At 64.5% G+C, this 21,569-nt stretch carries 18 protein-coding genes; 12 read left to right on the top strand and 6 right to left on the bottom strand.

The window, feature by feature from the left end; genetic code table 11:
* Window positions 1-9 precede the first annotated feature (9 nt).
* Window positions 10-564: a TRAP transporter small permease gene (locus tag LL06_RS10570; protein WP_161784962.1), complete on the top strand. Its 555-nt coding sequence runs from the start codon at window positions 10-12 to the stop codon at window positions 562-564.
* Window positions 561-1,877, top strand: coding sequence for a TRAP transporter large permease (locus tag LL06_RS10575; RefSeq protein WP_035525869.1), 1,317 nt, complete (start codon window positions 561-563; stop codon window positions 1,875-1,877). The genes LL06_RS10570 and LL06_RS10575 overlap by 4 nt, the downstream gene beginning before the upstream one ends.
* Window positions 1,878-2,030: 153 nt before the next feature.
* Here LL06_RS10575 and LL06_RS10580 read toward each other — a convergent pair whose 3' ends face one another.
* The 3 genes from LL06_RS10580 to LL06_RS10590 all read right to left on the bottom strand — a co-directional run bounded on the left by LL06_RS10580 (window position 2,031) and on the right by LL06_RS10590 (window position 6,219).
* Complete coding sequence (locus tag LL06_RS10580; protein WP_035525871.1) at window positions 2,031-3,281, bottom strand: SDR family NAD(P)-dependent oxidoreductase; 1,251 nt, start codon at window positions 3,279-3,281, stop codon at window positions 2,031-2,033.
* Window positions 3,282-3,283: 2 nt separating this feature from the next.
* Entirely contained in the window at window positions 3,284-4,459 is a 1,176-nt protein-coding gene (locus LL06_RS10585) for a thiolase family protein (RefSeq protein WP_035526182.1), read from the bottom strand.
* Between the two features lie 128 nt (window positions 4,460-4,587).
* The gene (locus LL06_RS10590) at window positions 4,588-6,219 is read right to left on the bottom strand and encodes an ATP-dependent acyl-CoA ligase (protein WP_081963880.1); all 1,632 of its coding nucleotides are present in this window, start codon (window positions 6,217-6,219) and stop codon (window positions 4,588-4,590) included.
* 513 nt (window positions 6,220-6,732) lie between these two features.
* Between LL06_RS10590 and dctP the strand changes: the two genes are divergently transcribed.
* The 7 genes from dctP (at window position 6,733) to LL06_RS10625 (ending at window position 13,291) form a co-directional block, all read left to right on the top strand.
* Window positions 6,733-7,722 carry a TRAP transporter substrate-binding protein DctP gene (gene dctP / locus LL06_RS10595; protein WP_161784963.1) on the top strand — a complete coding sequence of 330 codons (990 nt, stop codon included), beginning with the start codon at window positions 6,733-6,735 and terminating at the stop codon, window positions 7,720-7,722.
* Between the two features lie 79 nt (window positions 7,723-7,801).
* The gene (locus tag LL06_RS26360) at window positions 7,802-8,323 is read left to right on the top strand and encodes a TRAP transporter small permease (RefSeq protein WP_052161409.1); all 522 of its coding nucleotides are present in this window, start codon (window positions 7,802-7,804) and stop codon (window positions 8,321-8,323) included.
* 3 nt (window positions 8,324-8,326) lie between these two features.
* A complete protein-coding gene (locus LL06_RS10605) occupies window positions 8,327-9,802 on the top strand; it encodes a TRAP transporter large permease subunit (protein WP_035525873.1) in 1,476 nt (491 codons plus the stop codon).
* A gap of 85 nt (window positions 9,803-9,887) precedes the next feature.
* Window positions 9,888-11,051 (top strand): MFS transporter, encoded by a 1,164-nt coding sequence (locus LL06_RS10610; RefSeq protein ID WP_035525875.1) that lies wholly within the window; start codon window positions 9,888-9,890, stop codon window positions 11,049-11,051.
* Between the two features lie 55 nt (window positions 11,052-11,106).
* Window positions 11,107-11,934, top strand: a complete 828-nt coding sequence (locus LL06_RS10615; protein ID WP_035525877.1) for an alpha/beta hydrolase — start codon at window positions 11,107-11,109, stop codon at window positions 11,932-11,934.
* Between the two features lie 102 nt (window positions 11,935-12,036).
* Entirely contained in the window at window positions 12,037-12,834 is a 798-nt protein-coding gene (locus tag LL06_RS10620; RefSeq protein ID WP_035525884.1) for an aspartate/glutamate racemase family protein, read from the top strand.
* A gap of 31 nt (window positions 12,835-12,865) precedes the next feature.
* On the top strand, window positions 12,866-13,291 hold the full coding sequence (locus LL06_RS10625) for an organic hydroperoxide resistance protein (protein ID WP_035525886.1): 426 nt from the start codon (window positions 12,866-12,868) through the stop codon (window positions 13,289-13,291).
* Window positions 13,292-13,316: 25 nt separating this feature from the next.
* On the opposite strand, the gene LL06_RS10630 is transcribed toward LL06_RS10625, so the two are convergent.
* On the bottom strand, window positions 13,317-15,488 hold the full coding sequence (locus LL06_RS10630; RefSeq protein ID WP_035525889.1) for an alpha-ketoacid dehydrogenase subunit alpha/beta: 2,172 nt from the start codon (window positions 15,486-15,488) through the stop codon (window positions 13,317-13,319).
* A gap of 136 nt (window positions 15,489-15,624) precedes the next feature.
* Here LL06_RS10630 and LL06_RS10635 point away from each other — a divergent pair, with 136 nt between their 5' ends.
* Window positions 15,625-16,764 (top strand): acyl-CoA dehydrogenase family protein, encoded by a 1,140-nt coding sequence (locus tag LL06_RS10635; RefSeq protein WP_035525905.1) that lies wholly within the window; start codon window positions 15,625-15,627, stop codon window positions 16,762-16,764.
* A 44-nt stretch (window positions 16,765-16,808) separates the two neighbouring features.
* On the opposite strand, the gene LL06_RS10640 is transcribed toward LL06_RS10635, so the two are convergent.
* Complete coding sequence (locus tag LL06_RS10640) at window positions 16,809-17,669, bottom strand: IclR family transcriptional regulator (protein ID WP_052161433.1); 861 nt, start codon at window positions 17,667-17,669, stop codon at window positions 16,809-16,811.
* Window positions 17,670-17,787: 118 nt separating this feature from the next.
* On the opposite strand from LL06_RS10640, the gene LL06_RS10645 reads away from it, so the two are divergent.
* Both LL06_RS10645 and LL06_RS10650 read left to right on the top strand, forming a co-directional pair.
* On the top strand, window positions 17,788-19,008 hold the full coding sequence (locus LL06_RS10645) for a CaiB/BaiF CoA-transferase family protein (protein ID WP_035525907.1): 1,221 nt from the start codon (window positions 17,788-17,790) through the stop codon (window positions 19,006-19,008).
* A gap of 17 nt (window positions 19,009-19,025) precedes the next feature.
* Window positions 19,026-20,462 carry an NAD-dependent succinate-semialdehyde dehydrogenase gene (locus LL06_RS10650; RefSeq protein ID WP_035525909.1) on the top strand — a complete coding sequence of 479 codons (1,437 nt, stop codon included), beginning with the start codon at window positions 19,026-19,028 and terminating at the stop codon, window positions 20,460-20,462.
* A 23-nt stretch (window positions 20,463-20,485) separates the two neighbouring features.
* On the opposite strand, the gene LL06_RS10655 is transcribed toward LL06_RS10650, so the two are convergent.
* Window positions 20,486-21,511 carry a helix-turn-helix domain-containing protein gene (locus tag LL06_RS10655; RefSeq protein WP_035525914.1) on the bottom strand — a complete coding sequence of 342 codons (1,026 nt, stop codon included), beginning with the start codon at window positions 21,509-21,511 and terminating at the stop codon, window positions 20,486-20,488.
* Between the last annotated feature and the right edge of the window lie 58 nt (window positions 21,512-21,569).

Genomic DNA, 21,569 nt, shown 5'->3' on the forward strand with positions numbered 1-21,569 from the left:
CCTGAGGCCATGAAGGGTCCGGCTTCGATTGTTACTCTTGCAAGCCGCATCGAGCGGCTTGCAAGAGCGCCTGCCTGGCTGTCGGCTGCGTGTCTGTTCGTCCTGATGCTGCTCACCTTCGCCGACGTCATCATGCGCAGCCTGTTCTCGGCGCCTCTCGGGTCTTCGGCGGAGGTGACCCAGATCTTCATGGGCATCATCGTCTTCGCCGCGCTGCCTTTGGCGGCCGTGCGCGAGGAGCATATCGTGGTCGATCTGTTCGACGGTTTCTTCGCCGGACGCATGGCCGATGTGCAGCGCATGCTCATTGACCTGCTGTGCCTGGGCATGCTGGCGGTGGCGTGTCACCGGATCTGGGAGCTGGGCACCAGGTCGCGCGGCTATGGCGAGGTGACCGAGTATCTGCGCTTGCCGCAGTACCTGCTGATCCAGTTCTTCTCCCTCGCCATCGCATTCACCTGCCTGATCTACCTGGCTCGCATTGTCTCGGCTTTGGCGAGGCTATTTTCGGGGCCGGAGAAGCGCCAATCCGACATCCAGCCGAAGAAAGACAATCCGCTATGATGATCTCGATTGCCGGCCTGATCGCGGTGATGGTGCTTGCGTTCCTGCGTCTGCCGATTGCCTTTGCCATGGGTGTCGTCGGCGCTGTCGGCATGGCCTACATGACCAGCATGTCCGCCTCGATATCCGTCGTCGGCCGGCTGATGATCGATACGAGCCAGGACTATGGTCTGTCGGTGGTGCCGCTCTTCGTGCTGATGGGGCAGTTCGTCAACAAGGGTGGCCTCTCCAGGGAACTCTATCGAGCCGCATTTGTCTTTCTCGGCCATTTGCGCGGCGGCCTGGCGATGACAACGATTGTCGCCTGCGCCGGCTTCTCGGCGATCTGCGGTTCGTCGGTGGCCACCGCCGCGACGATGGCAAAGGTCGCCATGCCGGAAATGCGGAGGCTCGGATACAATGACGCGCTCTCCACCGCGTCGATCGCGGCTGGGGGGACGCTCGGCATTCTCATTCCGCCCAGCGTGATCCTCGTCATCTATGGTCTGATGACGCAGACAAGCATCGCGAAACTGTTCCTGGCCGGCATCATTCCGGGTCTGCTGGGCGTGTTGTTCTATCTTTTCGCCGTCCAGTTCTCGGTCATGCGCGATCCGTCCGCCGGTCCGAGCGGCCCCCGCAGCACATGGCCCGAACGGCTCCGGGCGCTGCGGGATGTCTGGAGCGTGGTGCTTCTGTTCTTCATCGTCATCGGCGGACTCTATGGCGCGTTCGACTTCGCTCCCCTCAACATCACGTTTTCGCCCACCGAAGCGGCCGGCATCGGCGCGATGGGGGCATTCCTGATCGCTCTTTTCCGGGGCCAGCTCAACGCACGCGTGATCGGCGTGATACTGATCGATACGGCGGCGACCACCGCCGCGCTGTTCAGCGTCCTGATCGGGGCCTGGATGTTCTCCAATTTTGTCAACCTGGCAGGATTGCCCGCCGACCTTCAGACATTCGTGCTGAGCTTCGGGGCGGGACCGATGACCGTCATGCTGGTCATCGTTGCGGTGTATCTGCTGCTCGGCTGCGTCTTCGAGAGCATGTCGATGCTTCTCTTGACGGTGCCGATCTTCTTTCCGCTGGTCTCGGCGCTCGGCATCGATCCGGTATGGTTCGGCATCGTGGTGGTCGTGGTCACCGAGATCAGCCTCATCACGCCGCCGGTCGGGCTGAATGTCTTCGTCCTCAAGGGCGTGGTGAGCGATGTCTCCACCGGCACCATATTCCGCGGCGTCACGCCATTCTGGGTGGCCGACCTTTTCCGCCTGGCGCTGCTGATGGCGTTCTCCGGTATCAGCCTCTATCTTCCGAACATGATGAACTAGGGCCCGAACGAAACCGATAACCCCATCGGTCTGGAAAGCCTGTCCGGGCGGCCTTGCCGGCTGCCCGGACAGGATCATGACCCGCCGAAGGCCGCCGCCGGTCTTGCACGGCGTCGGCGTGAGTTTACGGGTAAGCGTGCCGGCAAGTGACGATCAGGCGGATTGATCCTTGTTGAGCGCCCGCTCGGCGCCTTTGGGGTTCTCCCTCAGGCGCTCCCGGATGTCCTGGGCGATGTCGCCGACAAACACATCCTCCTGGCCGGTCTGCAGCGCCTTCACCAGGGCCAGGGCGATGGCATCGGGCGCGAGTTTCGGCGCGGGCAGGGTCTGGTACCATTCCCCGTCGATCGGCCCGGCGAACAGGTTGATCACCCGGATCCCGCCCGGGCGCATTTCGCCGCGCAGGGACTGCGACAGCGACAGGCAGCCGGCCTGGACCGCGCTGAACGCGCCGAACGGATTTGCATTGGCCAGGGCATAGGCGGAAAACACGTTCACCCACGCCGCTGCGCCGGTGGGTCCATCCGCGCCGCGCGCCCGCATCGCCCCGCCGAAGGCCTGGGCCAGGTGCACGAACCCCATGAAATGCCGGTTGACCTGGTCCCGGACGGCTGAGGCGTTGGCCTGGTCGAGCAGGTTTCCGGGCCGGACGTAATCGGTGGTGTTGACGAGGATGTCGACCTTGCCGCCAATCAGCGCCGCCAGTCGCTGCACCGAACGCTCGTCATCGACGCTGAGCTCCATCACCTGCAGCCGATCGCCGGCGGTGAGCCGGTCCTGCCCCTCGAACGGCTTCCAAGGCTCGGATATCCCGACAAGGACGGTGGCGCCCGCATCCGCCAGTCTGCGGGCGATGGCCTGGCCCACGCCTGATCTCCCGTCGGTCACCAGCACGCGCCGGAATTTGGGGTCCGCGGTCATTTCGCGCCACTGCCTGTCGTCGGTCATGTTGGGTGCATCCTGCTCAGGCCGCGCAAAAGCGGCGGCGTTCCCGGCCTTGTCCATCTGCAGCGACAGACGGACCCTGTCGCCGGTGCTGCAATCGGCGTGGAGATGGGCCACCAGGATGGGGCCGCAATCGAGTTTCACCAGTCCGATCAGCCAGGGAGCACGCTCGCGGAAATAGGGCTCGCCCGGCGCCGAGATCAGGGTATGCGACAGGATCACGCCGCCGGTGGGAAGGTCGGTGAGCGGCAGGTCGTCCGACAGGCACTCGGTGCAGGCGTCCCGCGGCGGATAGGCGATGGCGCCGCACTCGGCGCATTGTTGCAGCGCGAACCGGCCCTCGGCGGCGGCCGCGGTGAGGATCTGCGCCGTCCGCGACTGAAACGATGGCGGCAGCATCGGCACCTGAGTGCGCATCAGCGGGTCTTTGCGGGACGGGCGCTTGAGTGGCTCTGTCATGGTCAGTTCCCCGCCAGAATGACGGCGCCTGACGAAAGGCCGCGGTCGTAGGTCATCATGCCAAATCCCGAAGCCAGGGACAGCCGGGCGCCTGGAACCTGGGTCGGCCCGGCTGTGCCGGTGACCTGGCGCAGCGCCTCGTTCAGCCCGAGATAGCCACCGCCGCCCCCGGCCTGCCCACACGACAACTGGCCCCCCGAAGTGTTGTGCGGGAAATCCCCGTCGATCGTCAGGTCATGGGCGCGGACGAACTCCGCGCCTTCGCCCTTCCTGCAGAAGCCGAGATCCTCGAATTGCATCATGCATATCACCGGATAATCGTCATAGGTCTGCACCACGTCCAGATCCTTGGGCCCAATGCCGGCAATGGCGTAGAGCTCGTCGATATCGGCCACCCAGCCGCCGCGAAGCTGCACGTCGTCATGCACCGCGTTGTGGCGTTCGATCGATGACAGAAGCCGGGCGAAGGGCAGGCCGAGCGCCCTGGCCGTTTCCTCGCGCATGACCAGCAGCCCCTCGGCGCCGGCGCAGGGCATGACGCAGTCGAACAGATGGATCGGGTCGGCGATCGGCCGCGCCGTCATGTACTGCTCCAGCGTGAGCGGCTTACTCATCAGGGCGTTGGGATTGCGCAAGGCGTTGTCGCGCTGCGCGACCGCGATGCGGCCGAGATCCTCGCGGGTCACCCCGAAGCGCTGCATGTAGGTCCGGGCAATCAGGGCGAAGCTGGCATTGGCCCCGCCGGAGCCGTAGGACAGCACCGCATCCTGGGCAAAGCGGGCGAAATTCGCCGTCGTCTGCCGGAATGTGTCGACATGGTTGGTGTCCGCTCCGACGCAGGCGACCACGCTTGCATCTCCGGCCTGGACCGCCCGGGCCGCGCGGCGGACGGCGGCGATGCCGCTTGCGCCTCCCAGCGGAATCGTATCGACCCAGCGCAGGGACATCCCCATGTGCTGGGCCAGGCCGATGGCGCTGTCGGGTCCAACCGTGAAGCTCGACAGGCAGAAGCCGTCGAAATCCTTGTGGGACAGTCCTGCCGATGTGCTCAGGCCGCGCAGCGCCTTGCCGATCCACCAATGGGCCGGCCTGGTCGAAAAGCGCTGATAGGGCACGGTGACGGGGCAGGCGAGGACGACGCCGTCATACCCGCTTCGGCCTGGCGTGGCGGCGCTCACATGGCCCCCCGTGGCGGACAGAGGAGACCCGCGGCCGGACAAGGCGAGGCGAAGCGGCGCCGCATCGAAGGCCGCCGGGACGCACAACTTGGGTGACGAGTGTTCATGAAAGCGGTCCTTCGCCTGTGCTATCGCCTGATCTTGTAGCCCGACTGGTCACGATCCCACATGCCGTCGACGATTCCATCCGATCGCAGGACGACTTTCTTGACCTTGCCGTTCTCGGTGAGCGGCATGTCGTCAACACGTCTGAGAAACCGCGGCACCGCGAAATAGGCGAGGCGGCTCTCCGCGTATTTGATGAGGTCGAGTTCGTCGAACTCAACGCCGGGCTTCAACTGCAGGGCCACGGCGACTTCTTCCTCGCCCAGTTCCGAGGGGACAGGATAGGCCGCGCAGGCCTTGATGGCGGGATGCGACAGGATCACCTGCTCGACCTCCCAACTGGAGACATTCTCGCCCCGGCGACGGATGGCGTCCTTTGTCCGGTCGATGAAGCGGTAGTAGCCTTCCGGTTCACGCTGCACCCGGTCGCCGGTGTGAAACCACAGGTTCTGCCAGGCCTCCACGGTTTTCTCGGCCATGCCGAAATAGCCCGATGCAAAGGAATAGGGCTCCGTGGGGCGCAACAGCAGTTCGCCAGCGACGCCATCGGGAACGGGTGTCTGGTGCTCATCGACGATCATGGCTTCCGCGCCGGGCGCGAGATACCCCATCGATCCCGGATGATCCGACGGAGCAGGGGTGTAGAAGACGAAATTGGTTTCCGTCGAGGCGTATCCATCCACCAGCGGCACACCAAAGCGCTCGAGAAAGGGGGCCTGCATCGGCCCCGGCACGCCGCCGCCTAGGGCGACCCGCACGCTGTGATCCCTGTCGTTACCGCGGGCGGGCTGCGCCATCAGGATCGCCGCCATTGCCCCCAGCAGATAGGTTACGGTGGCGCCGGTTTCCCTGGCGCGATCCCAGAACCGGGATGCCGAAAATTTCGGCTCGAGCACGTATTCGCATCCGTTCAGCAGCGCCTGATAGAACGTGTTCAGCGCATTCGTGTGGAACACAGGCAACGTGGTCATCAGCACATCGCCCTCGCGCACGCCCAGCGCGCGCGCCGAATACACGCCCCACCAGAACATCTGCGCCTGCGGGCAGCACACGCCTTTCGACGGGCCGGTGGTGCCGGAGGTGTAGAGAATGGCAACCGTTTGGCCGGGGGTGGTGCACGGGACCACGTCGCCGAGCTCGGCGCCGACCGCCGCGAGATCGCCCTGGCCGGTCACGATTTGATCGTCTTCGATCCGCCAGATCAGGCCGGGCACCCTGGTCCCTTCGGGCAGGTCGTCATAGACCGGCAGGAACCCGGACTCCACGACCAGCAGTTTGGGCTCGGCATTGTTCATCACATGGGCCAGTTGGGCGCCCCGGAAGGCTGTGTTGATGGGCGTCGCGATGGCCCCCAGCCAGGCACAGCCCAGATAGACCTGCAGGAATTCGGCGCGGTTGCCGGAATGGATGGCGACCCTGTCGCCGGCCGTCACGCCGGCATGGGCAAGATACCGGGCATAGGTCTGGGCGATCCGGGCCGTCTGTTCGAAGCTCCAGCGGGCGTCGCCGCAGGTCACCAACGGCTTGTCGCGGTATTTCTCCGCCTGGCGTGTGAGAAGCGTGGAGAGCGTCCGGTCCCCGGGCGGGAACTCCGCGGCAATCCGGGCATAGCTGTCCGTCTGCTGCTGTCGCGATGGCCGTTCCAGATGCGTCAAGGTGCTCTCCCCCGGCAAGGACTAAGCGAAAAAAGCCGGCTTTCGACCGGGACTATCTTACATGTCAAATAATCCGCCAGCCTGTTCGCGTCAAATGCCATTTGCCGGCGCAAACGGCCCCGGAGCATGGCTCGCCCGCCTCGTTACCATTCTATCCTGTTGAATAAAAATACAAAAATGAAATATTCCGGCTGCCGGCCGCGATTCAATTTATATGCTTTGACAAAAGCTTATATGTAAAATAAAAGGTTAAGCGCTAAAATAGTTTGGATCGCCCCGGGGGCGGGATTGGCCGGATGCAATGAGAACTGGTTGCCATCCCATCCAGTCCAATCCACGGCGGGGAGCGAATGCCCCTCCGGTCCGACACACAACCCAGGCGGAGTTTCCTGTCCATCAGCAACAAGAAATCACTCGGGACAGTCAGGAAACCAGCTTCGTCAGCCCGGGACATGCGGCCTCCCAATGAGGCGCCGCATGTCCGGGACATCAACCCAAAAAGGAGGGTCTGAAATGAAGCCTATGAAGTCGTTTCTGCTCGGCGCAGCAGCACTCGCAATGTCAACCTTCGCCGCAACGTCTGCATTCGCAGAGGTGGCCGTCCTTCGGGCCGTGAGCTGCTTTCCGGTCGGCGCACCTCCCGGTGTCCTGTTCGAGGAGCTCGTTGCCGAGATCAACAAGCGCGGCGAGGGGGTTGTCCAAGTCGAACTCCTGGGCGGTGCGCCCGCCATCGGCAGCCCGTTCCAGGTCGCCGAACGCATGGCGCTGGGTGCCTATGACATCGCCGGCTGCCCTGAAGCGTTCTTCGGCAACCTCGTCCCCGAAGCGCCCGTCCTGCGCCTGGCCGACCACACCTATGCCGAACTGCGCGAGAACGGGGGCCTCGATTATTTCCAGGAGCTGATGAAGGCGAAAGGCGCGATCTTTCTCGGCCGGCACCAGGACGATGGTGCCTTCCACCTTTTCCTCGCCGATCCGATCGACAGGCCGGACCTGACAGGCCTCAACTTGCGTATTTCGCCGGTCTACACCGCCTTCTTCAAGGCCATGGGGGCGACGGTGCAGCGCTCGACGATGCCCGAGGTCTACACGCTGATGGAAAACGGCACGGTTGACGGCTTTGGCTGGTCGCTCCGGGGCATCTCCCCGGACTGGTACAAGGTCGCGCATTATCGCGTCGATCCCGGCGTCTATCACGCGACCGTTCACACCATCGCCAATCTGGCACGCTGGGAATCGATGAGCCAGGAAGCGCGCGACCTTGTGATGTCCGTGGTCCTCGAGTTCGAGGCGAAGGCCGAGCCGACCAGCGACCTGGCCAAGGACCTCGATGCGAAGATGCTGGCGACGATGGCCGAAAACGGCATGAAGACGATCACGTTTGAAGGCGCGGATGCCGAAAAATGGCTCGCCGTGGCAAAGGACTCCGCCTGGGCCGAGTTCCTTCAGGAGAACCCCGAAACGGGTCCCAAGCTCAAGGAGCTCTTTTCAAAGAGCAACTGATCCGCTCAGCGATCCGATCGAAGTCGACCTGCCGCCCTGGCAGGTCGACGATCTTCTCACCTGAAGACTGGGGCGCCCCATGACCGACTTGCTCAACACCTTCGAAGCCAAGTTCATCCGATTCAATACCGCGATCGCAATCGGCGTGGCGATCTCGATCGGCATCTTCACCCTTCTGGTGCCCTTCGATTTCATGCTGCGCAAGCTCAGAGTGGGCGGGCTTGAATGGCTGAACGAGGGGGCGGAGTACTTCCTCTTCTTCGGCATATTCCTGTCTGCGACCTGGGTGCTGCAGCAGGGGGCACATGTGCGGGTGGATATCGTCATCTCCAACCTGCCGGTCCGCGCCGCAGCCTGGCTGGAGCGCGCGATGGATCTGGTCGGCGCGGTCCTTTGCGCCATCATGGCGTATCTGGGGGCCCGGAGCACCTTCTCCTCCTATCTCCTGGGAACATTGCCTGACAAAGACCTGAGGATTCCGAACTGGATCATCCTCTCGGTCTTCTGCATCGCCTTTGTTCTGCTCACGATCGAATTTCTTCTGCGCTATCGCCGTGCCGGACAGCATGGCTATGTCGCCGAAGCAAGCGCGGGATTCTGATCCATGGAATGGTATTATGCATTGAGCCTGCTGCTGGGCACGGTCTGCTTCTTCCTGTTTCTCGGCCTGCCCGTCGCCTTCGCCTTCATGGCCGCCAATCTGTTCGGAACCGCCTTGTTCATCGGCGCCTGGTACTCGCTCGGCAACTGGGCCATCGTCATGGTGTCGCTCGAAAGCATGCCGATGGAATTCCACGAGGCGGTCAGCTATTCACTCACGACGATCGCGCTCTTCCTGCTGATGGGGGAAATCCTGCTGCAGACGGGCGTGGCGTTCCGGGCGATCGGCGCCATCGAGCAGATGATTTCCCGCATACCCGGCCGTCTCTCCATCGTCGCGATCGTCGGCGGCACGGTGTTTTCCTCGCTGTCCGGTTCCACGGTCGCCAATACGGCCATCCTGGGCAAGGTGCTGCTGCCCGACATGATCAAGCGGGGCTACAAGCCGGCGATCGCGATGGGGCCGATCATGGCCGTCGGCGGCATCGCCATGCTGATCCCGCCTTCCTCGCTTGCGGTTCTGCTCGCCAGTCTCGCGCAGCAATCGGTGGCCATGCTGCTGGTGGCGGGCATCGTGCCGGGCCTGCTGATGGCGTTGCTGTTCTTTCTCTATGTGATCGTGCGTTGCACCCTCAATCCCGACCTCGCTCCCGCCTATGATCCGGATACCAGCCATCTCGATCGGCCGATCACGCTCGCCTACCACAAGGCGGGGCGGCAGGTCTGGGCGCGGACCTATGACGGCAATCTCAAGCGGACGCTGAACCGGGTGTTGCCGTTCATCGTCTATGTGACGCCGCTCATGTCCATCTTCGTGGTTGTCGTCGGCAGCATCTTCTTCAAGTTCGCGTCGCCCACCGAGGCCGCCGCGATGGGCTGCCTGGCGGCGCTCGGGTCGTGCTACTTCTTCCGGCTGTTCAAGGAAAAGATCACGATCACCGGCATCGAGGGCGCCGATTTCACCTGGCGCGCCATCGCCGATGCGTTGATCGGCACCGTCAAGATCAACACGATGATCATCTTCATCATCGCGGGGTCCCTGGTCTTCACCCAGGCGCTGGCGGTTTCCGGTGCGACCAACGGCATGCTCGAAGCCATGGTTTCGCTGGAGATGAGCCCGCTGGTCGTGGTGATCATGATGATGGTGATCCTGCTGTTTCTCGGCGCCTTCATGGACCAGGTCAGCATGCTGCTCCTGACGCTGCCGTTCTTTCTGCTCGGGTCTCATTCCCTGCAGGCGGTCTATGACATCGACGCCATCTGGTTGATGGTGCTGATCCTGATTTCCATGGAGATCGGACTTCTCACGCCGCCCTTCGGCCTGTTGCTCTATGTCATGAAGGGCGTGGCGCCCGAAGGGATCACGATCAGCCAGATCATCGGCTCCGCGGTGCCGTTCATCCTGATCGAGCTTCTGGTTCTGGGACTGCTGATCCTTGTTCCGGAACTGGCCACCTGGCTTCCGAACCAACTGAAATGATGGCCCTTCGACCTTTCCGGGCTCCGCTCCCGTGACCCGGCCTCACGACCCTACGAAGGCAGATCAGCCGTTCAGTCGACCTGACATGCTGATCTACATGGGGGGCATCACGGCGCTCGCGGCAGTCACGGTCGAAGTCGTGCTGCCGGCCACCGGCGTCGTCGCCCGGGCTTTCGGCAAACCGGAGGCCAGCGGCGCCTTGCTGGTGGGGGTCTACTTCCTGGCCTACGGAATCGGCCAGATTTTCTGGGGGCTCTATTCGGACGCGTTCGGCCGGCGGCGGGCGCTGCTGATCTCGCTGTTCGGCTTCGCGATCGCCTCGCTGGCCTGTGCGCTGGCGCCCACGTTCGAACTGCTTCTGGCGGCGCGCTGTGCGCAAGGATTGATGGCCGGCGCGCCGGTGATCGCGCGGGCGATGGTGAGGGATGTGTCGTCAGGATCGGAGGCGGCGCGCGTCCTGACGCTGCTCGGCGCCATACTGACAATGGCGACCCTGATCGCGCCCGTGCTGGGATCGGGGTTCCTGATCCTGTTTTCATGGCGCGTCATCTTTCTCGCGCTGATGACGCTGTCGCTGGCGTTCCTCGCCTACACGTTCTTCGTGCTCGATCCGAACTTCGGCCGCAGCCGGCCGGAGCGGTTCTCGCTCAGGTTCCTGCGGCAGTCGGCCCGCTACCTGCTGGGGAACCGGCGCTTCGTGGTGCCGACCGCCACCGGAGGCCTGGTCTTCGGCGGCTATGCGTCGCTCGGCGCCGTGGGAGCCATCACGGCGGAAACACGATACGGGATCAGCCCCGGCTCCTTTGGCGCGTTGTTCACGGTCGCGGCTCTGGCCAACACCGCGGGTGCATTGCTCGCGGGCCAGTTGCTGAAGCGGATTACCTTGCGCAAGGTCGGCAACCTGGCGGTCACGATCCTGAGCGGTTCGGTCGTCCTCCATCTGGCGCTTAGCCAGCTTTCGCCCAATCTTCAGGTCTTCTGGATGTCTGTCTGTCTCTACCTGCTGGTGTTCGGGATGATCCTGCCCACGTCCATGGCTTCGGCCCTGGAGCCGGCCGCGGAGATGCCGGCCTTTGCCGCTTCCCTGTTCGGCGCCTGCACCATGATCGCGGGTTTCATGGGAGCGCTGATGGCGTCGCGTCTGTACGACGGCGACCACAGCGCAATCAGCTACACAATGGCGTGTTTTGGCGGGGGAGCGGTCCTGGTGCTGATTCTCGGCCGGTTGCGGGACTGGTCGGGACTATGACATGGCGCCTTCCCAACACCGGGCGGGACCCATGGGAGACAGAGAGGTTCGCCGTATGATGCCGCAGATCGACCGCAGCTTCGTGGCGACGCCGTCCGGGCGCGTGCATGTGGCCATTGCCGGGCAGGGAGAGCCTGTCCTGCTGCTGCATCAGACCCCGCGCTCCTGGATGGAATTCGTCGATGTCCTGCCGCGCCTTGGCCGGACCCACCGGGCCATCGCCATGGATACGCGCGGATTTGGCGATTCCGATCCGCTCCCTTCCGACAGGACAACGATCGAAGGATGGGCCGAGGCAGCGCTGGAGATGATGAGTGCGCTGGGATACGAGAAATTTTGCGTCGCCGGGCATCATACCGGCGCGGTGATCGGCCTCGAGATCGCCGCCCGGGCGCCGAGCCGGGTTCGCCGGCTGGTCGTTTCGGCCATGTCCTATGTGGATGCGGCCCGCCGTGCGGCCTATGCGGGCGTCCGTGTCATCGACGAGGTCGAGCCCCGCGACGATGGCAGCCACCTCACGGAACTCTGGTCCCGCCGGCAGCCGCATTACCCGCAGGCGGATGGCCGGGCATTGCTGGAACGCTTCGTCGTGGACGCGATCAGGGCAGGTCCCATGGCCGCGGAAGGGCACCGGGTCGTCAACCGCTACCGCATGGAAGAAAGGATCGGCCTTGTCGAGTGTTCGACGCTGGTCATCGCTCCAGGCGACGATACCAAGGCCTGTGCGATGGCTCCCCGGATCGTTGCCGCCCTGCAACAGGCGCAGCTGATGGAGATCCCCGGCGCAGGTATCCCGTTTCCCGACCAGATGCCGGAGACATTCGCACGCGCGGTGGCTGACTTCCTCGGGCGCAACGAGACTGTACCGTCTGCCCCGACCTGAGAGAAGAACGCAGGGAGCCGGCTTCCCTGGACGAGAGACATGTCAACCAGAGGCCGGCCAGTACGCGATGAGGACCGGCCGGTCTGATCAACGGAGATGAGAATGCGGATTTTTTGGCAAAGCTTCGTCGACTCGAACATTGGAGCGTCTTACCTGAGCACGCTGCAAGCCTATCTCAATGACATCGCCGCCCCCGGGACCGAGGTCCATGTGGCGGGGATGGTGCCGCCCGATCGCGATTTCAGCCGCCTGAGCGAACTGCGCTGTGGTCTGCAGGCCATCGACGCGGCGCTGGCCGCCGAGGAAGCCGGGTACGACTGTTTCGTCATGGGCCATTTCCAGGATCCCTGCCTTTACGATGTGCGATCCGCCTTGCGGATTCCGGTCGTCGGCACGGGAGAGGCAACCTTGCTCGCGGCATCGCAACTGGGTCGGCGCATCGGCCTGGTCTCCATCGATCCCGCCTTCGAGATCATGCACTACGAACAGGCCGATCTTTACGGGCTCGGCCACCGGGTGAAATTCGTCAAGGGCCTTGGCCTGACCCCGCAGGACTTCAACGAGGCCTTCGCCGGCAACGCGGAGAAGAAGGCCGCCTTGCTCAAGGGCTTTGCCGATTGCGCCCTGCCGATGGTCGAGGGCGGCGCCGATGTCATCGTCCCGGCCGGCGTCCTGCCGGGCCTGCTGATCGGCGGCGAGAAGGGCTTCATGGTCGGCAACGCGCCGGTCGTGAACTGCGCGGCGGTGGCGCTGAAATCCGCGGAAATGTGGGTCCAGCTCAACGCCTTGAGCGGCCTCGAGCCGAACCGCGGCCCGAGCTTCGGCTACGCCAACGAGCGATCACGCAAAGATTTCAGGACCTTGATGGCCCATGGCCAGAACGCCCTCGCTTCCAACTGATTTTCCAACAGCCCAACCAAGGACAAAGCACATGACGGACAAACTCATCTATACCGCAAAGGTCAGGACCACCGGCGGACGGGACGGCGGCAAGGCTGTCAGCAGCGACGGAAATCTGGACGTCGGCTTGTCGATGCCGAAGGAATTCGGAGGCGCGGGAGGCGACGGCACGAATCCGGAGCAACTGTTCGCCGCAGCCTATTCCGGCTGCTTCCTGAGCGCGACCAAACTGGTTGCCCGGCTCGAGAAGATCAAGCTTCCCGAGGATCCCACGATCGAAGCGCATATCGGCGTCCTGTCGACTTCGGAAGGATACAAGCTGACCGCGGAACTGCTGATCTCGATCCCGCAGATCGATCGGGACATCGCCGAAAGGATCGTCGCCGAGGCGCACAAGCGGTGCCCGTTCTCGAACGCCACGCGGGGCAACATGGATGTCACGCTGACCCTGGTCTGACCGGGGCCGGACCGGAGGCTGCGCCTCACCGGCACATTCTCCGCATGGCGTCGCGAATGGCGTCCGCATCGCCGAGGGCTGCGCGGTTCAGGGGGGAGGAAACGGTCGGAGCCGCCAGTCCCCCCGTCACCCTCAGGATTTCGTGGTCGAGATAATCGAAGAACCGTTCCTGGATCTCGGCGCACCACGTCGCCCCCATCGACAGCCGCCGGGCGGTCTGCTCGGCGATGATCACGTTGCCGGTCTTCTTGATCGAGCGACCGATGGTCTCCCAGTCCATGCCGTGGTGATCGAGATTGCGCAGATCGATGATCTCGGCGTCGACGCCGCTTTCCTCGGCGGCGTCCACGGCGTTCTGCACCATGACCGATGTCGCGAGGATGGTGCAGGCCGCGCCTGGCCGCACCACGCGGGCGGAGCCGAAGGGGATGCAGAATTCCCGGTCGCCCGCCGGAACCTCGTATTCGCGCTGGTAAAAGGCGACATGCTCGAAGAGGACCACAGGGTCGTCGCAGCGAAGGGCCGAATTCATGAGGCCGATATAGTCGAAGGCGGTTGTCGGCATGACGATGCGCCAGCCGGGAAACATGCCGAACAGCGCCGAGGGGTCGCCCGAATGCTGGGACCCGTAGCCGGTGTGCGGGGAAATGCGCACCCTGAGCACCAGGGGCACCGGGAAGCCGCCGCCGAACATGTGCCGGACCTTGCCCACTCCGTTGACGATCTGGTCGGCGGCCGTGAAGCAGAAATCGCCGAACATGATCTCCACGACCGGCCGAAGGCCGTTCAGCGCCGCCCCGAGCGCAATCCCGGTGAAGCCGTTTTCGGCGATCGGCATCGGCAGGATGCGCTCCGGGAAGCGTTCCAGCGCAGTCTTGGTGAAGCCGCTGACGCCCCCGCGCAATTGGTGCGCGTCCTCGCCCATGACGATGATCGTCGGGTCGCGGTCCATGGCGGCGGCAAGGGTCTCCGAGGCGGCGGTGACGTATTTCAGCTTTTCGACCGCTCTGCCATGCATCTGGTCATGGTCGAGAAAGCGCGCCCCCTTCATCTCGGCGAGGGTCCCGACGATCCCCTCATCAACCGTCGCAGGGTCCGGGAAGAGGCGGTCTGGGATCCTCAGCGCATTTCCGCCGGGCACCGGCTCGGTCAGGCGCGACGCGGCGGCGGCGACGCGCTCGGTCACGAGACTGTCGATGCGCGAGAAGGCCGCTTCGTCGAGGACGCCGAGCAAGGTCAGCCGCGCCCGCGCCAGGCTGATCGGGTCCCGCGCCTTCCATTCGGCTTCCTCTTCGCGCGTGCGGTAGCCGAAGTCGCTTCCCGCACGGCCGCCCGACTGATGCAGATGGCGGTAGCAGAGCGCCTCGATCACGACGGGACCCCCCGTCTCGCCGATGATGCGGCGCGCCTCCAGCATCGCCCTGTGAACGGCCACCACATCCATGCCATCGCATTCGATGGAGGCGATGCCCAGCATCGCGCCGCGGGAGGACAGCCTCGTCTCGCGCGTCACCTCTCTGATGTGGGTCGACACGCCATAGAGGTTGTTCTCGATGAAGAAGATCACCGGCAGGTTCTGCGCGGCGGCGATGTTCATCGATTCATAGGTGGTGCCGGCGAGTGCCGCGCCGTCGCCGAAGAAGGTCACGGAGATGGCGTCGCGGCCCAGCATCCGGTCGGCCAGCGCGTAGCCCACGGCATGGGGCGGATTTCCGCCGATGATCGCGGATGTTCCGACGATGCCGGCATCTTCATGGCGCATGTGCATCGAGCCGCCACGGCCACCGCAATAGCCCGGCGCGAGACCCATGATCTCGGCCATGAGGCGGTAGATGGCCGTGTCCATGCCTTCGGCGAAGGAGTCGCGGCTGATGTCGAAATCCTCGGGCAGCTCGGCGTTCAGCAGCTTGGTCAGCACCTGGTGGTGGGCGCGGTGCGTGCCGTTGATCTTGTCGTGGGTGCCGAGCGCCGACATGGCACCGACCCCGCAGGCCTCCTGGCCGATGCTCGCATGCGCCGGCCCATGAATGAGCCCGGCCTTTTCGAGATCGAGCAGCTTCTCCTCGAACCGCCTGACGAGCAGCATCTGCCCGTACCAATTGACGAGATCGCGCGCCTGTTCGTCGCGCCAGTCCGACTCATTCACCTCGATCCGGAACCAGGGCGCCGCAGGCGAAATCGACATCTGGGTGACCATGGGCTTCCTCTTGAAGGCAGTCGGAACATTCCGGATTTCATTTCTGGAAATTAATTCCGATTTTGATTGATTGTCAAACGAAGCTGTGCGAGCCTTTTGATATCCATCATTCCTGTCCACATTCGAAAGTCCATCCATGATCAGGGATCGTGATCTCATCGCAGCGCTCACGGAGACAGTGCGCCGCTTCGTCCGCGAACGGCTGATGCCCGCGGAAGCTCAAGTCGAGGAGGACAATGCGATACCGCCGGGCCTGGTCGACGAAATGCGGTCGATGGGGCTCTTTGGCATGTCCATACCGGAGGCCCATGGCGGGCTCGGCCTGACGATGGAGGAAGAGGTGCTGGTCGCGCTCGAACTCGGCTACACATCCGCGGCATTCCGCTCGGTCATCGGCACCAACAACGGCATCGGCTCGCAGGGCATCATCCTCGACGGCACCGACGCGCAGAAGTCCCACTGGCTGCCGCGGATGGCGAGCGGCGAGGTGATCGGATCCTTCGCGCTGACCGAACCCGATATCGGATCGGACGCCGCCTCGGTGAAGACGACCGCGGCGAGGGATGGCGATGGCTACGTGCTCAACGGCACGAAGCGCTACATCACCAATGCGCCTGTCGCCGATGTCTTCACGGTGATGGCCCGCACCGGTGGCGAAGGCGCCGGAGGGGTCTCCGCCTTCCTCGTCCCGGCCGACAGCCCGGGCCTGTCGCTCGGACCCGTCGACAGGAAGATGGGCCAGCGCGGCACACGGACCTGCGACGTGATGTTCGACAATTGCCGCGTTCCCGCCGATGCGCTGATCGGCGGCCGGGAAGGCCAGGGCTTCAAGACGGCGATGAAAGTGCTCAACCGCGGGCGGCTTCATATCGCCGCCGTGTGCGCGGGCACGGCGCAGCGGCTGTGCGACGAGAGCGTCGCCTTCGCCAAGACCCGCGTCCAGTTCGGCAAGCCGATCGCCGAGCACCAGTTGATCCAGGCCATGCTGGCCGACAGCGCCACCGAGACCTTTGCCGGCCGGTCCATGGTGCTGGAGGCCGCCCGCATGTTCGATGACGGCGACCGCATCATCCAGCAGGCGGCGAGCGCGAAGCTGTTCTGTTCCGAAATGGTGGGCCGCGTCGCCGACCGGGCCGTGCAGATCCACGGCGGCGCCGGCTACATGCAGGCCTATCCGGTCGAGCATTTCTATCGCGATGTCAGGCTGTTCCGCCTCTATGAGGGGACCTCGCAGATCCAGCAACTGATCATCGCCCGGGAAATGCTGAACGCCTGACCGGGCAAAAGGCCGCGGGCGGAAGCCGCATCGGCCGGAATCGCCTAACCGCGTGGACCCGGCTGGCCGTCGCCGCCGGCGATGCCGGAAGCCCCGGCGCCCGGGCCGCCTGCCAGCCTGTCGCGAAGCTGGTCGACAATTGCCACGAGCCTTGGGCCCACTGCCTTGCGACACTTCTCGGCCGGCAGGATATCGACGATGCCGCCGCATGTCAGCGCGACAACCGGGGAACCGTCGGTCGGATGAAACGTGACGCCGACCGCGTTGATGTAGCTGTGCCAGGAGCCGAAACCCGTCACGAAGCCGAGGTCTGCACGGTCCGCCATCGCCCGTGCGAGATTCGCGGCGAACCGTTCGCCGCCGTCGGTCTCCGCCCGCTTAACGGCGGCGACGATGGGCTCCCGCTTCTCCGCGTCGAGACCGCTGAGATAGGCGAGGCCCATGGCGGTCCGGGCGATCGGCACGCGGGATCCGACATTGAGCTGCAGCGTCACCGGCGACATTGACCTGCAATTGGCGAGATAGACCATGTCGAGCCCGTCGCGCGTGCCCAGCGCCACGGCGGCGCCGGTCCAGTCCGCAAGCTCCTGCATCAGCGGGCGCGCCATATGGATGATCGGATTGGAGCTCAGCGCGGAATAGCCAAGCGAGATGGTCGCCGCGCCGATGCTGTAGCGGCCGAGCGCCGCGTCGTAGTGCAGGTAGCCCAGGCCGACGAGCGTGGAGGTGAGCCGGGAGACGGTGGCCCCGGCCAGGCCGGTGCGCTCGATCAGCTCCTGGTTACCCAGCGTGGCGTCGTCGGGCGTGAAGGCGCGCAGGATGTCGAGGCCCCGGGTCAGCGAGGCGGCGGGATTGCCGGAGCTGCCCCCGTCGGCGCCGTCAGTCGACTTGCTTCGCTTGCGCATCCAGTCCGACTCCAATCCGGGTCACGTGACATCAAAAATGGAAATTAATTTCAATTATGTTGACGGCGCGTGAGCGCCTTGTCAATATTACCACAGGCCAGCCTTTGGGAAGACCATCATGACACAGCCCAAGATGCCGCTCGACGGCATTCGAATCCTTGATTTCAGCCGTGTCCTGGCGGGGCCATGGGCGACGATGAGCCTTTCGGACCTCGGCGCGGAAGTCTGGAAGATCGAGACCATCGCCGGCGGCGACGACACCCGCGCCTGGTCCATCCCCAACTACAAGGGCGTGAGCACCTATTATCTCTGCGCCAATCGCGGCAAGCACAGCATCGCGCTCGATCTCAAGAATCCCGAGGGATTGCAGGTCGCGCTCGATCTGGCGGCGAAGGCGGACGTGGTCGTCGAGAATTTCACCGCCGGCACCGCCGACCGCCTCGGCATCGGCTATGAGGCGATCCGCGCCCTCAATCCCGGCGTCGTCTATTGCTCGATCTCGGGCTATGGCCAGACCGGCCCCGAGCACGACAGGCCGGGCTACGACTTCATCATGCAGGCCGAGAGCGGGCTGATGTCGATCACCGGGGAGGTGGATGGCCCGCCGAACCGGCTCGGCGTCGCATTCACCGACGTTGTCGCCGGGATGATCGCGACCCAGTCGATCCTCGCCGCCCTCTACCAGCGCCGCGACACGGGCGTTGGCCAGTACATCGATGTGGCGCTTCTGGATTCGGCGCTCAACATGCTCATCAACGTGGGCACCGGCTATCTCAACGGCGGCACCGAACCCAGGCGCTACGGCAACGCCCATCCGACGGTGGTTCCCTACCAGGTGTTCGATGCATCGGACGGCGTCTTCGCCCTGGCGGTCGGCAACGACAGGATTTTCCGGAGCTTCTGCGAGCAGGTGATCGGCCGCCCGGACATGGCCGGCGACCCGCGGTTTTCGACCGCGCATCTGCGCGCCGTCAATCGCAACGCCCTGATCCCGGTGCTGATCGACATCCTCAGCCGGCAGACCTGCCAGCATTGGCTCGACGCCTGTGCCAAGGCAAAGGTGCCGGCCGGCCGCGTGAAGTCGGTTTCGGAGGCGCTGCAGAGCCCGAGCGTGCTCGAGCGCGGCGTGGTCCAGGAGCTCGAGCATCCTCACCTGGGCCCGATCCGGCTCATCCGCCCGGCCCACGGGCTCGCCTGCCAGCAAGACCTCAAATCCAAGGCGCCGCCCCTTTTGGGCGAGGACACTTCCTGCGTGCTACAGGCCGTTCTCGGGCTGTCCCCCGGGCAGATCGACGCGCTTGAAGCCGCAGGCGCGATCGCCTGCCACGACGCCGCCTGACACGAAGGACGATCGCCATGCATGCCTATCCCGACACCCAGCTTCTCATCGACGGCGAGTGGCGAGCTTCGAAAAGCGGCAGGACCTTGCCGGTGGTCAATCCCGCCACGGCCAAGGTGATCGGCCATGTCGCATGGGCCGACACGGACGACCTCGATCAGGCGCTTGACGCGGCGGTGCGCGGCTTCGGCATCTGGCGCGCAACCTCGGCCCACGAGCGGGCGAGGCTCATGCGCCGCGCGGCCGAGATCCTCAGATCCCGCGCTGACGAGATCGCGACCTGGATGACCCTGGAACAGGGCAAGCCGCTCGAGCAATCGCGCCTCGAAACCCTGGCCGGCGCCGACATCATCGACTGGTTCGCGGGCGAGGCGCAGCGCACCTATGGCCAAATCATCCCGGGCCGCGCGCCCGATGTGATCCAGATGACGCTGAAGCTGCCGGTCGGTCCGGTCGCGGCCTTCACGCCCTGGAACTTTCCCATCAACCAGGTGGTGCGCAAGCTTTCGGCAGCGCTTGCGGCGGGGTGTTCGATCATCGTCAAGGCGGCGGAAGAGACGCCCGCCTCTCCCGCGGCCCTGATCAACGCGTTCGTCGATGCGGGCATTCCCAGAGGCGTCGTCAACCTGGTCTATGGCGTGCCGGCGGACATCTCGGGATATCTCATCCCGCATCCCGCGATCCGCAAGATCAGCTTCACCGGATCGACCCCGGTCGGCAAGACGCTGGCGGCCTTGGCCGGGCTGCACATGAAGCGCGCCACCATGGAACTGGGCGGACACGCGCCTGTCATCGTCGCCGAGGATGCGGATGTCGATGAGGCCGCCAGGGTGATGGTCGCGGCCAAGTTCAGGAATGCCGGCCAGATCTGCGTCGCGCCGACGCGCTTCCTCGTCCATGACAGCGTCGCCGACCATTTTACCGAGCGTTTCGCGGAAGGCGCCCGGGCCATCCGCGTCGGAGATGGCCTGGACTCCGGCGTCGGGATGGGCCCTCTGGCGAACGAACGTCGCATTCCGGCGCTCGAGGCATTGATCAACGACGCCACGACACGCAATGCCAAACTGGTGACGGGGGGCCGGCGGATCGGCAACGAAGGTTGGTTCTTCGAGCCGACCGTGCTGGCCGACGTGCCCACGGACGCCCGCATCATGAACGAGGAGCCCTTCGGCCCGGTCGCCATCATCAATCGGTTTGACACACTCGACGCGGCGATCGAGGAGGCCAACCGCCTGCCATACGGCTTGGCGGCGTTCGGCTTCACGCGCAGCAGCGCAACCGCGACCCGTCTCGGCAACGAGGTGGTGGCGGGAATGATGAGCATCAACCACTATGGTCTGGCGCTGCCTGAGGTGCCGTTCGGCGGCACCCGCGACTCGGGCTACGGCACCGAAGGCGGCTCGGAGGCGCTCGAGGCCTATCTCGACACCCGACTTGTCACCCGCAAGGGCTGAATTGCCGCTGGCCGGGAAGCGCCTCAATAGAGATTGCGGCCATACATCGTCGACTTCTTCGCGAAGTCGCTGCGGTATTCCTGCGGGCTCTTCCCGTAGACGGCGCGGAAGGCACGGTAGTAGGCGGAGGGGCTGGCAAAGCCGCAGGCAAGGCCGGTCTCGCGGATGCTCATCGAGCTGTAAAGCAGCAGTTCCTTGGCTTGCTGCAGCCTGAGCGCCATGTAGATCTTCTTCGGACTGGTGTTGAGGTGGCGCCGGAAGAGATACTGCAGTTCGCGCAGGGATATGCCGCAACGGTCGGCAACCTCCGCCATGTCCAGCGGCTCCTCAACTGTCTCCTGCATGATCCGTTGCGCGCGGTTCAGGATCGGATTGATCATGAACGGCTGGCCGTTGACGATTTCGCGCTGCCTGACTTCCGCGGGGCGCGGCGCTGCATAGATCAGCTCGTTGCAGACCAGAGTGTAGAGCGCGTCCCCGCACATCATCCGTAGCATCGTCATGGAATAGTCGAGGATCGCGGCCTGTCCGGCGCAGGTCGAGCGGTTGCGATCGACGACATAGAGTTGCTCGACAATGCGGCTGGTGGCGGAGAACTCCTTAAGCGAGGCCATGCCCGTCCAGTGGCAGGTCGCGGTGTATCCGTCGAGCAGCCCCGCTTCGGCAAGCAGCAGCGGGCCGGCGTCGACTCCGCACAGATGCGCGCCGGCGGGGGCCTGGCGCCGCAGCCATTTGAACAGCCTGGCCTTCGCCGCATCCGCGACATCGTAGGTGACGAGAAGAAAGATCAGGTCGTATTTCCTGCCCAAGTCGAGACTGCCGGTGACCGGCAGGGTGACATCCATGCTTGTCGGCGGCGTCTCTGCATCGGCAGGGATGAAATCGATGCTGAAAAGGGCTTTTCCGCTTACCCGATTGGCGGCGCGAAACGGCTCGATCGACAGGAAAACGGTATGGAGCGAAGGCTCGCGTCCGATGACGAGGGCGATCGAGCGCGGCCGCTCGACCCCGACTTCCGAAGACTGCTTGATCTCTCCGAGCCGTTCCAAGAATCACCCCCGCCCCGTGGACGGCAGGACGCCATCAAAAGCGTTTTTCTATGCGCAT

This window comes from Hoeflea sp. BAL378 (assembly GCF_000759435.1).
Lineage (GTDB): Bacteria > Pseudomonadota > Alphaproteobacteria > Rhizobiales > Rhizobiaceae > Hoeflea.